The following is a 14,944-nucleotide window of genomic DNA, read 5'->3' on the forward strand; positions in this document are numbered from 1 at the left end:
GGTCAGTCCTGCGGCGCGTCGCCCGCGGCGTCGCCCGCCGCGTCACCGACGAGGTGCGCGACCGCGTCGGGCCCGCCCGCGAGGAGCGCGACGAAGCCGTCCTCGTCGAGGATCGGCAGCCCGAGGTCGCGCGCCTTGGTCTCCTTGGACCCGGCGTTCTCGCCGACGACGACGTAGTCCGTCCTCTTCGACACCGAGCCCGACGACTTGCCGCCCGCGGCGACGATCGCCTCCTTCGCCCCGTCCCGGCTGAAGCCCTCGAGCCCGCCCGTCACCACGACCGTGAGCCCGTCGAGCGGGCCCGACGGCGTCTCCGCCCTCCCGGGGCCGGGGTGGCCGGGCGTCGTGAACCGCACGCCGTCCGCCGCCCACGTCTCGACGATCTCGCGGTGCCAGTCGACGTCGAACCACGCGAGCACCTCGTCGGCGATCACCGGGCCGACGCCCTCGACCGCGGCGAGCTCGTCGTGCGACGCCTCCCGGATCAGGTCGAGGGAGCCGAACCAGTCCGCGAGCGCCCGGGCCGCGACCGGCCCGACGTGCCGGATGTTGAGGCTCACGAGGATGCGCCACAGGTCCTTCGTCTTCGCCCGGTCCAGCTCGGCGATCAGCGTCTCGGCGGTGCTGGAGGGGCCGTACACCGGGAAGTCCTTGCGCACCCCGGCCGTGCGCCGCTCCGCGGGCGTCGCGTCCTCGTACCCGGGCGGGTAGGTGCGGCTCACGACCTTCTGGAACGGGCGGACCACCTTGGCGTCCAGGACCGAGCCGTCGGACATCGTGACCTCGGCCGCCTCTCCCCTCCCGTCGCTCGGGCGGGGCAGCCCGGTCTCGGGGTCGCGCACGACGACCCGGATCGGCGCGAGCTGCTCCACGGTGAGACCGAACAGGTCCTTCTCCGTGCGCAGAGGCGGCTCCGCGGGCTCGTACGGCTGCGTGAGGGCGGCCGCCGTGACCTCCCCGAGCGCCTCGACGTCGAGACCGCCGCGCGAGCCGATGTGCTCGACGCGCCCGCGCACCTGCGCCGGGCACGACTCGGCGTTCGGGCAGCGCAGGTCGACGTCGCCCTCCTTCATGGGACGCAGCGCCGTGCCGCACTCGGGGCACTCGGCCGGCATGACGAAGTCCTCGCGCGGGTACCCGTCGTCGGCGAGCGCGGCGACGGGCCCGAGGATCTCGGGGATGACGTCGCCGGCCTTGCGCAGCACCACCATGTCACCGATGCGCACGCCCTTGGCGCGCACGACGTCCCGGTTGTGCAGCGTCGCCTGCCGCACGGTGGACCCGGCGACCTTGACGGGCTCCATGACGGCGTAGGGCGTGGCGCGGCCCGTGCGCCCGACCCCGACCTGGATGGCGAGGAGCCGCGTGTTGACCTCCTCGGGCGGGTACTTGTAGGCGATCGCCCAGCGCGGCGCGCGGCTCGTGGCGCCGAGGCGGCGCTGGAGCGCGAGCTCGTCGACCTTGACGACGATCCCGTCGAGCTCGTGCTCGATGGAGTGCCGGTGCTCGCCGAAGTACGCGATCATCTCCGTCACGCCCTCGAGGCCGGGCACCACGCGGTTGTGCGGCGAGACCGGTACGTCCCACCGCTCGAACAGCGCGTAGGCGTCGGACTGCCGCTCGAGCTCGGCGTGCTCGCCCTCGCGCCACTGCAGCGCGCCGACGCCGTGCGCGTACATGCGCAGGTTGCGGCTCGCGGTGACGGCCGGGTCCTTCTGGCGCAGCGACCCGGCCGCGGTGTTGCGCGGGTTGGCGTACGGGTCCTGGCCGGCGGCGACCAGGCTCTCGTTGAGCCGCGCGAAGTCGGCGACGCCCATGAAGACCTCGCCCCGGATCTCGATGACGTCCGGGTGGGTGTCCGGGTCGCCGCCGAGCCGCTGCGGGATCGAGCCGATGGTCCGCACGTTCGCGGTGACGTCCTCCCCCGTGCGGCCGTCGCCGCGCGTCGCGGCGCGCACGAGTCGGCCCTTCTCGTACAGCAGCGCGATGGCGAGGCCGTCGATCTTCACCTCGCACAGGAACTCGACGCCCGCGTCGGCCGGGACCCCGAGGTCGCGGTGGACGCGTGCCGCCCAGGCGGCGAGGTCGTCCTCGCCGAACGCGTTGTCGAGCGAGAGCATGCGCTCGAGGTGCTCGACGGTCGCGAACCCGGCCGCGGCCCGGCCGCCCACGCGCTGCGTCGGCGACTCCGGGGTCACGAGCGCCGGGTGCGCGGCCTCGAGCGCCTCGAGCTCGTGCATCCGCGCGTCGTACTCGGCGTCCGAGGAGACCGGCTGGTCCTGCTCGTAGTAGGCGCGCTGGTCCTGCTCGACCTGCGCGACGAGCTCGACCCAGCGGCGCCGCGCGGCCGTCTCGTCGAGCTCGGCGGCCCCCGGCACGTCGGTGCGGGCGGGCGCGGGCGGGTCGACGATCGGGTCGGCGGTCGCGTCGGTGCTCTCGGTCACCGGCACATCATCGCGCGAACCGCCCACACGTGCCGGTCCGTCCTCGGCGCTGCGGCGGCGGCCGACGGCGCCCCTCACCAGCCGTGGGACGCGTCCGCGTGCTGCGGGGGGCACGTCCCGCCCGGCTCGGCCGCGGCCTCGTAGTGCCACACCTCGTTCGCGTAGGTCTGGCACAGCCCGAACCGCGCACCGTGCTGCTGGAGCCAGTACGCGCCCTCGGTCGGGCCGACGTCGATCGCGGCGCCGGCGACGTGCTCCGAGCTCTCCGGCGGCAGGACCCACCGGTGCGTCTCCTCCACGGACCCGTACCGCTCGAGGGCGCGCTCGACGAGCTCCTGCTGCTCCGCCGCGCTGCGCCACCCCGACGTGACACGCAGCTCGACGCCCTCGGCGGCCGCGGCCGCCCGTGCCTCCTCGAACCGTCGCAGGAGCTCGGGGTCCAGGCCGTCCGCCTCCCCCTCGCCCGGCCGCGCCGTGCCCGACGCCCCGGGCTCGGCGGCCGTCCGCTGCTCCGTCGCGCCCTCCCCGACGGTCGACCCGCGTCCGGACGACCAGGGCGCCCCCACGCCGAGCACGGTCGTCGTCGCGCCCGCGAGGGCGAGCACGACGGCCACGACGAACAGCACGAGGACGAGGGAGCTGAGGGACGTGCGGGATCGTGACGTGCTCTCGGTCATGTCCCGAGCCTGCGGCGCGCACGTGCCGCGGCGCCTCGGCCCCAGGGCTCCTCCCGCCCCTGTCCCTCGGGCGGTCGCGCCTCCGCCCTGGGGCGGAGGTGCGTGCACACCGGGTCCTCCCCCGGTGCGTCGTCGGCGCCGCGCCCGGTCGCTACCGTGATCACGTGCCGTCCCGCCACCCGCTGCCCGCCCCGGCCCAGGACCTCGTGCTCGCCGCCGTGGCGGGCGCCGCGTGGTTCACCGTGGTGACGGTGCTGGAGCGCGGGGGCTCGTGGCACCCGCGGAGCGTCGACGCCTACGTCGTGGCCGGCGTCTGGACCGTCGCGGCGCTCGCGCTGCGCCGTACCGCGCCCGGCCCGCTCCTGTGGGCGACCGCCGCGCTCTACCCGCTCACCCACCCGGTGGTCCTGCAGTCGCCGTTCGAGCTGGCGCCACTCGTGGTCGCCGGGTTCGCGGCCACGCGCGCCGGCGCGGTCCCGTGGCCGCTCGCCGGCCTCGCCGGCGGCCTCTCCGCCTGTTCGCTGCTCGTCGCGGGGCGCCCGACGCTCACGCCCTGGCCCGACCTGACCGCCACGGCCTGGATGTCGCTCGCGCGCTCGCCGTCCGACGTCGCGCTCACGCTCGCCCTGGTGACGGGCGCGGTCGCGGCGGGCGTGTTCTTCCGCCGTCTCGACCTGACGTCCCAGCGCCTGCGCGAGCGCAACGCGGAGCTCCGCGAGCTCCAGACCGAGCTGGCGGAGCAGGCCGTCGTCGCCGAGCGCACGCGCATCGCGCGCGAGCTGCACGACGTCGTCGCGCACCACGTCGCCGCGATCGTCGTCCGCGCGCAGGCCGCCGACCGGGTGGCCGCGAACCGCCCGGACGCACCGCGCGAGGCGGTGCGGTGGATCGGCGACGAGGGCAAGCGCGCGCTGACGTCGATGCGGTCGGTCGTGCACGTCCTGCAGGACGCCGGGGACGCGGGCGGCGTGCTCGCCCCGACCCCCGGGTCCGACGACGCCCCGGAGCAGCTGCGCGCGGCGGCGCGGCGCCTCGAGGACGCCGGCCGCGACGTCGCCCTCACCCTGCCGAACCCGTGGCCGGCGACGAGCGCAGGGTGCGGGCTCGCCGTCGTGCGCATCACCCAGGAGGCCCTGACGAACGTGCTCCTGCACTCCCTCGCGCCCGCCGTCTCCGTGACGGTCACCGTCACGAGCACCCACGTGGGGGTGCGCGTGCACGACCCCGGGCCGCCGCTGCCGGACGACCCGTCCGTCGGACGCGCGGGGTTCGGCCTGTCCAACATGCGCGAACGCGCCCTCGCCGTCGGCGGCCGCCTCACGGCGGGCCCCGACGAGCACGGTGGCTGGCTCGTCGACGCGTTCCTGCCGCGAGGCACCCGGTGAGCGGGCCGGAGCCGGACGGTCCCGAGCCCGGACCGGTCCGCGTCGTCGTCGCCGACGACCAGGCGACGATCCGCCTCGGGCTGCGGATGATCCTCGACGACGAGCCCGACGTGACGGTCGTGGGTGAGGCGGGCGACGGCGCGACGGCGGTCGCGATGGCCGCGGCGCTGCGGCCCGACGTCGTCCTCATGGACGTGCGGATGCCGCGCCTGGACGGGATCGGCGCGACGGCCCGGATCGCGGAGGACCCCGACCTCGCCGGCGTGCGGGTCCTCGTGCTCACCACGTTCGACGACGACGAGTACGTCTACGGCGCGCTGCGCGCGGGCGCGGCGGGCTTCCTGCTCAAGGACGCCGACCCGCAGACCCTCGTCGACGCCGTCCACCGCGTGCGCGCCGGCGACTCGCTGCTGGACCCGGCCGTCACCGGCCGCATCATCGCGACGTACGTCGAGCTCGCGCGCCCCGGCGCGTCCGGTGCGGGCGCCTCTCCGCTCCCCGCCGACGGTCTGGGGGCCGCGACGCCGCGCGAGCGCGAGGTGCTCCTCGCGGTGGCCCGCGGGCTGTCGAACCGCGAGATCGGCGCCGAGCTGCACCTCACCGAGGCGACCGTGAAGAGCCACGTGCGCTCGCTGCTGACCAAGGTGGGGCTCGCGAACCGGGTCCAGCTCGTCGTCCTCGCGTACGAGGCGGGGCTCGTGCGGCCGGGCCGCGACGCCTGAGCGTCGCGACCCGGCGGGACGAGGGTCTGCCCGTCAGGCTCAGCCGGCGACCACCGCGGCCTCCTCCGCGGCGGCGTCCGCGGCGCGCTCGGCCGCGAGGCGTGCCGCCCGGGCCTCCTCGCGGCTCGTGCCGCGGTACGCCGCCACGAGGATGTCGCGCATGTCCTCCAGCACCGGCAGGCGCGGGTTGGCGGGCGCGCACTGGTCCTCGAAGGACCGCATCGCCAGCTCGTCGAGGCGGTTCATGAACGCCGCCTCGTCGACGCCCTGGGCGGCGAACGTCGCCTCGATGCCCACCTTCGCGCGCAGCTCCTCGACCGCGCGGGCGTACGACTCGACGCCCTCCTCCGGCGTGGCGGCCGGCAGGCCCAGGTGCTGCGCGATCTGCTGGAAGCGCTCGGGTGCGACGTAACGCTCGTACTTGGGCCAGCTCGTCAGCTTGGTCGGCACCTGGCCGTTGTACCGGATCACGTGCGGCAGCAGCACCGCGTTGGTGCGCCCGTGCACGAGGTGGAACGTCGAGCCGACGGTGTGCGCCATGGCGTGGACGATGCCGAGCATCGCCGAGCCGAACGCCATGCCGGCGATCGTCGCCGCGTTGTGCATGCGCTCGCGCGCCTTGGGCGCCGACGCCCCGCGCGTCACCGACTCCTCGATGCTCTCGAAGACCATCTTGATGGCCTGCAGGCACAGGCCGTCGGTGAAGTCGTTCGCGTAGACCGACACGAACGCCTCGGTCGCGTGGGTCAGGGCGTCGAACCCGGAGTCCGCGGCGAGCTTCGCCGGCATGGTCTCGGTGAGCACCGGGTCGACGATCGCGACCGTCGGGGTGAGCGCGTAGTCCGCCAACGGGTACTTGTACCCCGTCTCCTCGTCGGTGATGACCGCGAACGGCGTCACCTCCGCGCCGGTGCCCGACGACGTCGGGATGCACACGAGCTTCGCCCGGCCACCGAGCTCGGGGAACTTGTACGCGCGCTTGCGCACGTCGAAGAACTTCTCGCGCATGTCGGAGAACTCGATCTCCGGGTGCTCGTAGCGCAGCCACATGACCTTCGCGGCGTCCATCGGCGAGCCGCCGCCGACCGCGACGATCGTGTCGGGCTCGAAGTCGCGCATGGACTCCGCGCCGCGGTTCACGGTGCCGACGCTCGGCTCCGGCTCGACCGAGTCGATGATCTGGACCGCGACCTTCTCCTCGCGGCGGCCGAGGACGTCGAGCACGCGGTCGACGACGCCGATGCGGTTCATGACCTTGTCCGTGACGATCGTGACGCGGTGCACGTCGCGCATCTGCGCGAGGTACTGCAGGGAGTTCGGCTCGAAGTACGTCTTCGCGGGGACCTTGAACCACTGCATGTTGTTGTTGCGCCGCCCGATCCGCTTGATGTTGACGAGGTTGACCGCCGAGACGTTGTTCGACACCGAGTTCGCGCCGTAGCTGCCGCAGCCGAGCGTGAGCGACGGGACGAGCGCGTTGTAGATGTCGCCGATGCCGCCGAGCGACGTCGGGCTGTTCCACAGCACGCGCACCGCCTTGACGCGCGAGCCGAACCGCTCGACGAGCGCCTCGTCGGCCGTGTGGATCGCGGCCGAGTGGCCCAGGCCGTCGAGCTCGACCATGCGCTCGGCGAGCGAGATCCCGTGCTCGGTGTCGCGGGCCCGCAGGACCGCGAGGACGGGCGTGAGCTTCTCGCGGCTCAGCGGCTCGTCGGGACCGACGTCGTCGATCTCGGCGAGGATGATCGAGGTGTCGTCGGGGACCTCGAACCCCGCCTCGCGCGCGATCCACGACGGCGGCTTGCCGACGACCCCCGGGTTGAGCTTCGCACCCGCGCAGCTCGTCCCGCTCGCCTCGACGCCGAAGACGAGGCGCTCGAGCATGGCCTTCTCGGCGGGCGTCGCGCGGTAGGCGTGCAGGCGGGCGAGCTCGCGCATCGCCTCGTCGTAGATCGCGTCGTCGAGGATGATCGCCTGCTCCGAGGCGCACACCATGCCGTTGTCGAACGCCTTCGACATGACGACGTCGTTGATCGCCCGCCCGAGGTCGGCGCTGCGCTCGACGTACGCCGGGACGTTGCCCGCCCCGACGCCGAGCGCGGGCTTGCCGGCCGAGTAGGCGGCGCGGACCATCGCGTTGCCGCCGGTCGCGAGGATGAGCGAGACGCCCGGGTGGTGCATGAGCGCGTTGGTCGCCTCGATCGACGGGTGCTCGACCCACTGGACGCAGTCGTCAGGGGCGCCCGCGGCCACGGCCGCGTCGCGCACGATCCGGGCGGCCTCGGCCGAGGAGCGCTGCGCGCTCGGGTGGAACGCGAACACGACGGGGTTGCGCGTCTTGAGGGCGATGAGCGACTTGAAGATCGTGGTCGACGTCGGGTTCGTCACCGGCGTCACGGCGCACACGACGCCGACGGGCTCGGCGATCTCGACGACGCCGGCGAGCTCGTCACGACCGACGACGCCCACCGTCCGCAGACCGGCCATCGAGTTGGGCACGTGCTCGCACGCGAAGATGTTCTTCGTCGCCTTGTCCTCGAACACCCCGCGCCCCGTCTCGGCGACGGCCATCTGCGCGAGGTGGCCGTGGCGGCCGAGGGCCGCGACGGAGGCCTTGAGGACGATCCTGTCGACGTCCTCCTGCGTGAGGGTCATGTACCGGTCGAGGGCCTTGCGAGCACGCTCGACGAGGACGTCGATCTCCGTCGTGCGCGGCTCGTCGGTACCGGTGGTCTCGGGCCTCGCGGTCGTGCCCCTGGCGCTCATGGCGTCCCCTTCGTCCCGGCCGTGCCGGGGTTCGGGCCGTGGGTGCTCCGGGGCCGGATGCCCCGGCTCCTTCGGCGGTGTCTACTTGTGAATACTTTCACAAACCATCGGCGAGGAGCCAGGTCCTGGTGCCGTCCGGCCCGGATCAGGGTCTTTGGTCCCGGGGACGCCCCCTGCCACCGGCCCGGCCGCCGCGCGACCCGTAGGGTGGGACCCCATGACGACCGAGCACGTGACGGACGCCCTGACGCCCGCGACCAGCGACACCGACCCCTACCTGTGGCTCGAGGAGGTCGAGGGCGACGAGGCTCTCGCGTGGGTCCGTGCCCGCAACGCCGAGGTCGCCGCGACGCTCGAGACGCACGACGGGTTCGCCGCCACCGAGGCGGCCGTGCGCGAGGTCCTCGACTCCGACGCGAAGATCCCCGAGGTGTCCCGGATCGGCGACCACCTCTACAACTTCTGGCGCGACGCCCGGCACGAGCGCGGCCTGTGGCGGCGCACGACGCTCGAGTCGTACCGCACCGCCGAGCCCGCGTGGGAGACCGTTCTCGACCTCGACGCCCTCGGCGCTGCCGAGGGGCAGAGCTGGGTCTGGCACGGCGCGCGCGTGCTGCGCCCCACGCCCGAGGAGCTCGCGGCCGGCGAGCCGTGGCGCCGTGCGCTGGTCGAGCTGTCCCCCGGCGGCTCGGACGCCGACGTCACGCGCGAGTTCGACCTCGTGGAGAAGCGGTTCGTGGACCCTGCCGACGGCGGCTTCCACCGCGACGAGGCCAAGGGGTCGCTCGGGTGGGTCGACGCCGACACGGTCTACGTCTTCACCGACTTCGGGCCGGGCACGCTCACGCCGTCGGGCTACCCGCGCGTCGTCAAGCGGTGGAGGCGCGGCACGCCCCTCGCCGACGCCGTCACGGTCTTCGAGGGCACCGACGCGGACATGTACATCTCCGCCTGGCGCACCCACACTCCCGGCTTCGAGCGCGACTTCGTGCACCGCTCCAAGGCCTTCTACTCCGACGAGCTCTACCTCGCCGAGAACCCCGGCACGCCCGAGCAGCGGCTGACGAAGATCGACGTGCCCGACTCGGCCGAGGTCGGCGTGCGCCGCGAGTGGATGCTCGTCGAGCTGCGCGAGGACTGGACGGTCGGCGACGCCGCGGGCACCACCTACCGCGCCGGCTCGCTCCTCGCCGCCCGGTTCGACGACTTCCTCGCCGGCGACCGCGGGTTCACCGTGCTGTTCGAGCCCACCCCCCGCACGTCCCTCGCGGGCGCCACGTGGACGCGTCACCACCTCGTGGTCAACGTGCTCGACGACGTCAAGAACCGCCTGCACGTGCTCACCCCGCCGTCCGGCGCGAGCGCGAGCGACGCCCCGTGGGTGCGCGGCGAGATCCCCGGCCTGCCCGAGCTCGGCACGATCGGCGTCAGCGCCGTCGACCCCGTCGAGTCCGACGACCTGTGGCTCGTCACGACCGACTACCTCACGCCCACGACGCTCTCCCTCGTCGAGCTCGGCGCGCAGCCGGGCGAGGCGAGCGCGCCCGAGGCGCTCAAGGCGAACCCCGCGTTCTTCGACGCGTCCGGCATGACGACCGCCCAGCACTTCGCCGTGTCCGACGACGGCACGCGCGTGCCGTACTTCGTCGTCGGACGGTCGGACCTCGTCTCGGGCACCGGCACCGGCACGGCGCCGACGCTCCTGTACGGCTACGGCGGGTTCGAGGTCTCGCTCACGCCCGGCTACTCGGGGGCGCTCGGCCGAGCCTGGCTCTCCCAGGGCGGCGTGTACGTCGTGGCGAACATCCGCGGCGGCGGCGAGTACGGCCCCGCGTGGCACCAGGCCGCGCTCAAGGCCGACCGGCACCGCGCCTACGAGGACTTCGCGGCCGTGGCGCGCGACCTCGTCGCCCGAGGCATCACGACGCACGAGCACCTCGGCATGGAGGGCCGCTCCAACGGCGGCCTGCTCGCCGGCAACATGCTCACGCAGTACCCCGAGCTGTTCGCCGCCGTCATCGTCGGCGTCCCGCTGCTCGACATGAAGCGGTACACCAAGCTCCTCGCGGGCGCCTCGTGGGCCGCGGAGTACGGCGACCCGGACGACCCCGACCAGTGGGAGTTCCTCCGCACGTTCTCGCCGTACCACCTGTTCGACGCCGACCGCGACTACCCGCCGGTGCTGTTCACGACGTCGACGAAGGACGACCGCGTCCACCCGGGCCACGCGCGCAAGCTCGCCGCGCTCATGCTCCAGGCCGGCAAGGACGTCACGTACTACGAGAACATCGAGGGCGGCCACGGCGGCGCGGCCAACAACGCCCAGGCCGCCCACATGGCGGCGGTGCACTGGCGCTTCCTGGCCGAGCGCCTCGCCTGAGCACGGCGACGCCGCCCTGTCGTGGGGACGGGGCGGCGTGCGGGCGCGGGTCGTGGCGGGTCTGGCGGGAGCCCGCGAGGCACGAGCGGGCGGATGGTAGACCCGCGCCCGCACGGCGCCCTGGACCCTCGTGACGACGACGCTCCACCGACGGCCGAGCGCCGCCGCCCCTCAGGAGTGCGGGACCGTCGCGGTGATGAGCGTGCCGTCCTCGCGACGGTTGCCCGAGAGCGCGCGCAGGCTCGGGCGGCCTGGCTTGACGGGGCCCTGGCCGTCGAGCGCGACCCGCGTCACCTCGCCGGGCACGACCTTCACCTGCTCCCCGCGCACACCGACCTGCGTGCCCTCGCCGGTCTCCGCCTCGATCTCGAAGGCGTCGGGCAGCACGGTGACGCGCAGCCGCGTGCCCTTCCACGTGACCCGGTACGTCAGCGACTCCCACCCCTGGGGCAGGCGCGGGTCGAACGTCAGCTCGCCGTTGTAGTCGCGCATGCCGCCGAAGCCGCACGCGAGCGCCGACCACGTGCCGCCCGCGGAGGCGACGTGCACGCCGTCGGACGCGTTCGCGTGGAGGTTCGCGAGGTCGACGAAGAGCGAGGAGACGAAGTACTCGAGCGCGAGCTCGTGGTAGCCCACCTCCGCCGCGACGATCGACTGGACGACGCCGGAGAGGGTCGAGTCGCCCGTCGTCAGCGGGTCGTAGTACTCGAAGTCGGCGAGCTTCTCCTCCGGGGTGAAGTAGTTGCCCTGGAGGAAGAGCGCGAGCACGACGTCGGCCTGCTTGAGCACCTGGTAGCGATAGATGACGAGCGGGTGGTAATGCAGCAAGAGCGGACGCTTGTCGGCGGGCGTGTGAGCGAGGTCCCAGAGCTCGCGCTCGAGGAAGTGGGAGTCCTGCGGGTGGATCCCGATGCCCTCGGCGAACGGGATCGACATGTGGTCCGCGGCGCGCTTCCACTCCGTGGGCTCGCACACGCCGAGGCCGAGCCGCTCCACGAGCTCCGCGTAGTCGTCCGGGTAGTCCTCGCGCAGCCGCTCGACGACGAACGCCGCGGCGCGCAGGTTGAACCGCGCCATGACGTTGGTGAAGAGGTTGTCGTTGACGACCGTCGTGTACTCGTCCGGCCCGGTGACGCCGTGGATGTGGAAGTTGTCGTCGCCGTTGGCGCGCCAGAAGCCCAGGTCCTCCCACATGCGGGCGGTCTCGACGAGGATGTCGACGCCCTCGCGGCGCAGGAAGTCGCGGTCGTCCGTGGCGCGCACGTACTGCACGAGCGCGTAGCTCACGTCCGCGTCGATGTGGTACTGCGCGGTGCCGGCGGCGTAGTAGGCGGAGGCCTCCTCGCCGTTGATGGTGCGCCACGGGAACAGCGCGCCCTTCTGCGACAGCTCACGGGCGCGGCGTCGGGCGGCGTCGAGCATCTGGTACCGGAAGCGCAGCGCGTTGCGCGCGTAGCGCGGGCTTGTGTAGGTGAGGAACGGCAGGACGTAGATCTCGGTGTCCCAGAAGTAGTGCCCGCTGTACCCCGATCCGGTGAGGCCCTTCGCCGGCACGCCGCTGCCCTCGGCCCGCGCGGTGGCCTGCGCGAGCTGGAAGAGGTTCCAGCGCACGGCCTGCTGGATCTCCGGCTGGCCTCCGACCTCGACGTCCGAGCGGGCCCAGAAGTCGTCGAGCCAGGCGCGCTGGTCGGCGAGCTGGGCCGCCGTCCCGCCGTCACGGGCGCGGTCGAGGGTGCGGCGGCACCGGTCGACGAGCTCGCGCGAGGGCACGCCGCGCGACGTGTGGTACGCGACCGTCTTGGTGAGACGGATCGGGACGCCCGGCTCCGCGTGGACGCGGAAGACGTGCTTCGCGAGGTCCTCGTCGACCTGGGTGCGCACGTCCCACTCGTTCTCGGTCTCGAGGTGGTCGTCGGCGGCCACGGCGAGGGTCATGCCGGAGTTGTGGCACCGGTACGACAGGACGAGCCGCTCGTCGTCACCCCACTGCGTGCGCGGCTGCAGCACGCGCCCGGCGAACTCGTTCGTCTTGCGCGGGTCGAAGCCCTCGCCCAGCGACGCGGCGCGGACGTGGTACTCGTCCTGGCCGTCCTGGCGGTTGAGGATCTGCGACGAGATGGCGACCGGCGCCGACGCGTCCAGCAGCGTGACCTCGAACGTCATGACGGCGAGGTGGCGCTCGGCGAACGACACCATGCGCTCGGAGCGCACGCGCACGTGCTTGCCCGACGGGGTGCGCCACACGAGGTCACGTCGCAGCACGCCGTCGCGCAGGTCGAGGGCGCGCTCGTACTCCACGAGGTCGGCGACGGGGAGCAGCAGCGGCTCGTCGTCGACGTAGAGCCGGATGACCTTGGCGTCGGGGACGTTGACGATCGTCTGGCCGACGCGTGCGAAGCCGTACGCCTCCTCGGCGTGGCGGATGGGCCACGTCTCGTGGAAGCCGTTGATGAACGTGCCGTGCGTGTGGGACTCGCGCCCCTCCTCGACGTTCCCGCGCATGCCGAGGTAGCCGTTCGCCACGGCGAACAACGTCTCGGTCACCCCCAGGTCCTCCGCGGAGAAGCGCGACTCGACGAGGCGCCACGGGTCCGCGGGGAACCGCGAGCGGTCGACCGTGCCCTTCTCGTCGGCGGTCCTGCCGATCACGCGCCGACCTCCTCGTCACGCCGCTCGCCGTCGAGGACGGTCAGGTCGAGCTCGCCGAGGTCGGGCACCACGACGTCCGCGCCGTGCTCGCGCAGGGCGTCCGCGCCGACGCCGCGGTCGACGCCGATCACGAGCCCGAAGTCGCCGGCCGCGCCGGCCTGCACGCCGGAGAGCGCGTCCTCCACGACCACGGCCTCGGCAGCGGGCACGCCGAGCAGCTCGGCGGCGCGCAGGTACGTGTCCGGGGCCGGCTTGCCGGCGATGTGCTCGCGCGCCGCGACGTTGCCGTCCACGACGACCTCGAACCGGGCGGCGAGACCGGCCGCCTCGAGGACGGTCGGCGTGTTCCGCGACGACGACACGACGGCGACCGCGACGCCCGCCGCCGTCACGGCGTCGAGGAAGCGCACCGAGCCCGGGTAGGGCTCGATGCCCTCCTCGACGAACATGCGGTTGACGATCTCGTCCTTGCGGTTGCCCAGCGCGCAGACCGTGCCCTCCCCGGGTGCGTCGGACGGCTCGCCCCACGGCAGCTCGACGCCGCGCGACGCGAGGAACGTCGCGACGCCGTCGTAGCGGGGCTTGCCGTCGATGTGCGCGAAGTAGTCCGCGTCCGTGTAGGGGGCCAGGGCGCGCGCGGTGCTGAAGGGAGCGAACAGCCGCTCCCAGGCACGCATGTGCAGCGCGGCGGTCGGCGTGAGCACGCCGTCGAGGTCGAAGAGCACGGCTCGCAGCACGGGCATGGGTCCTTCGCTGGGTGAGGGGTGACGAGGGGGACCCCGAGGCTGCCCGCGGCAGCGGCTCGTGACCCGGGACAAGCGTACGCACGCCGGGGCGCACGGAGAAAGCGCGTCAGGCGTGGGCGCGCTCGGCGAGCACCTCCGCGACGCGGCCGAGGTTCGCGAGCAGCGCGCGGTGCTCGTCGGGCGCGCCGGCGACCGTGCGGCCAGGACCTGCGCCGACGTCCCGCGGGGCGCCGAGCAGGGTGACGTTGTCGAGCCCTGCGGCGGGCAGGCCGATGCGGCGCCAGGGCACGCCGACGAGGTCGGCGAGCTCCCCGAGCGCCGGGCCGGCGCACTGCGAGACCCGTGCGGGCGGAAGGGCGAACCAGAGCCCCACGCCCCGCTCGACGGTCCGGGCGACCGTCTCCCACAGCGGCTCGTCCCAGCCGCCGCCCGGCGCGAGACCGACCGCGTCGGCGCCCGCCAGCACGGCCGGCGCCACGCCCGCTCGGGCCGCGCCCACGTGCACCACCGTCGTCGCCCCCGCCCCGCGCACCGCGTCGAGCACGGGGCGCAGGCCGTCGACGAGGTCGGGACCGGGCACGGCGCGCAGGCGCGCGTAGCCGGAGAAGGTCGGCAGGACACCGGCGCCCACCTGAGCGAGCAGCGGATCGTCGAGCTGCACGACGACGTCCGCACCCGGGACCTGCCGACGGACCTCGGCGACGTGGTCGGCGACGCCCGCCGCGAGCGCCTCCACGAGGTCGCGCACGGCGCCGCGGTCGGACAGCACGCGGTCCCCGCGGGCGAGGTAGAGCTCGGCGGCCAGCGTCCAGGGTCCGCGGACGGCGAGCGCGAGCGGTCCGGCGTACCCGGCGGCCGCGATCGCGAGCGCCTCGAGGTCCTCGCGCCGGAACGCGTCGGCCCGCCGCTCGTCCGCGCCCGCGTGGTCGGCGAGCTTCCACCCGTGCGGCCCGAGCTCGACGGGCAGGCCGGGCAGCAGCGCGGCGGCGCGCCCGGTCGTGTCGGCGCCCGGGCCGCGCCCCGGCAGCTGCACGAGGAACGGCACGCCCCGCACGCCCGTGGGCAGCGCGGCGAGGTCGCCGAGGACCGTCAGCTGCGCCTCGAGGACGTCGGCGCCCTCGCCGCCCGGCCACGGACCGAGCCCGCTCACCGCGGTCATCGGGCGTCCTGCCCCG

At 74.1% G+C, this 14,944-nt stretch carries 9 protein-coding genes; 3 read left to right on the top strand and 6 right to left on the bottom strand.

Annotated elements, in window-relative coordinates; translation table 11 throughout:
• Positions 1 to 2: 2 nt before the first annotated feature.
• Both ligA and ACFTZA_RS15165 read right to left on the bottom strand, forming a co-directional pair.
• Positions 3 to 2,444 carry an NAD-dependent DNA ligase LigA gene (gene ligA, locus ACFTZA_RS15160; RefSeq protein WP_378196598.1) on the bottom strand — a complete coding sequence of 814 codons (2,442 nt, stop codon included), beginning with the start codon at positions 2,442 to 2,444 and terminating at the stop codon, positions 3 to 5.
• Positions 2,445 to 2,518: 74 nt separating this feature from the next.
• The gene (locus ACFTZA_RS15165) at positions 2,519 to 3,121 is read right to left on the bottom strand and encodes a M15 family metallopeptidase (RefSeq protein WP_378196601.1); all 603 of its coding nucleotides are present in this window, start codon (positions 3,119 to 3,121) and stop codon (positions 2,519 to 2,521) included.
• A gap of 164 nt (positions 3,122 to 3,285) precedes the next feature.
• Here ACFTZA_RS15165 and ACFTZA_RS15170 point away from each other — a divergent pair, with 164 nt between their 5' ends.
• Together ACFTZA_RS15170 and ACFTZA_RS15175 are read left to right on the top strand one after the other, a co-directional pair.
• Positions 3,286 to 4,506 carry a sensor histidine kinase gene (locus ACFTZA_RS15170; RefSeq protein ID WP_378196604.1) on the top strand — a complete coding sequence of 407 codons (1,221 nt, stop codon included), beginning with the start codon at positions 3,286 to 3,288 and terminating at the stop codon, positions 4,504 to 4,506.
• Entirely contained in the window at positions 4,503 to 5,228 is a 726-nt protein-coding gene (locus ACFTZA_RS15175) for a response regulator (RefSeq protein WP_378196607.1), read from the top strand. Before ACFTZA_RS15170 ends, ACFTZA_RS15175 begins: the two co-directional genes overlap by 4 nt.
• Before the next feature lie 39 nt (positions 5,229 to 5,267).
• Here ACFTZA_RS15175 and adhE read toward each other — a convergent pair whose 3' ends face one another.
• Positions 5,268 to 7,994 (bottom strand): bifunctional acetaldehyde-CoA/alcohol dehydrogenase, encoded by a 2,727-nt coding sequence (gene adhE / locus ACFTZA_RS15180; protein ID WP_378196611.1) that lies wholly within the window; start codon positions 7,992 to 7,994, stop codon positions 5,268 to 5,270.
• A gap of 217 nt (positions 7,995 to 8,211) precedes the next feature.
• Between adhE and ACFTZA_RS15185 the strand changes: the two genes are divergently transcribed.
• The gene (locus ACFTZA_RS15185; RefSeq protein ID WP_378196614.1) at positions 8,212 to 10,374 is read left to right on the top strand and encodes a prolyl oligopeptidase family protein; all 2,163 of its coding nucleotides are present in this window, start codon (positions 8,212 to 8,214) and stop codon (positions 10,372 to 10,374) included.
• Between the two features lie 171 nt (positions 10,375 to 10,545).
• Here the strand turns inward: ACFTZA_RS15185 and ACFTZA_RS15190 are convergent, their stop codons facing one another.
• The 3 genes from ACFTZA_RS15190 to ACFTZA_RS15200 all read right to left on the bottom strand — a co-directional run bounded on the left by ACFTZA_RS15190 (position 10,546) and on the right by ACFTZA_RS15200 (position 14,928).
• Positions 10,546 to 13,023 carry a glycoside hydrolase family 65 protein gene (locus tag ACFTZA_RS15190; RefSeq protein ID WP_378196617.1) on the bottom strand — a complete coding sequence of 826 codons (2,478 nt, stop codon included), beginning with the start codon at positions 13,021 to 13,023 and terminating at the stop codon, positions 10,546 to 10,548.
• Entirely contained in the window at positions 13,020 to 13,766 is a 747-nt protein-coding gene (locus ACFTZA_RS15195) for an HAD family hydrolase (RefSeq protein ID WP_378196620.1), read from the bottom strand. The genes ACFTZA_RS15190 and ACFTZA_RS15195 overlap by 4 nt, the downstream gene beginning before the upstream one ends.
• Positions 13,767 to 13,875: 109 nt before the next feature.
• Positions 13,876 to 14,928, bottom strand: a complete 1,053-nt coding sequence (locus ACFTZA_RS15200; RefSeq protein WP_378196623.1) for a hypothetical protein — start codon at positions 14,926 to 14,928, stop codon at positions 13,876 to 13,878.
• Positions 14,929 to 14,944: the final 16 nt, after the last annotated feature.

It is taken from the genome of Cellulosimicrobium sp. NPDC057127 (genome assembly GCF_042670945.1).
GTDB lineage: Bacteria > Actinomycetota > Actinomycetes > Actinomycetales > Cellulomonadaceae > Cellulosimicrobium.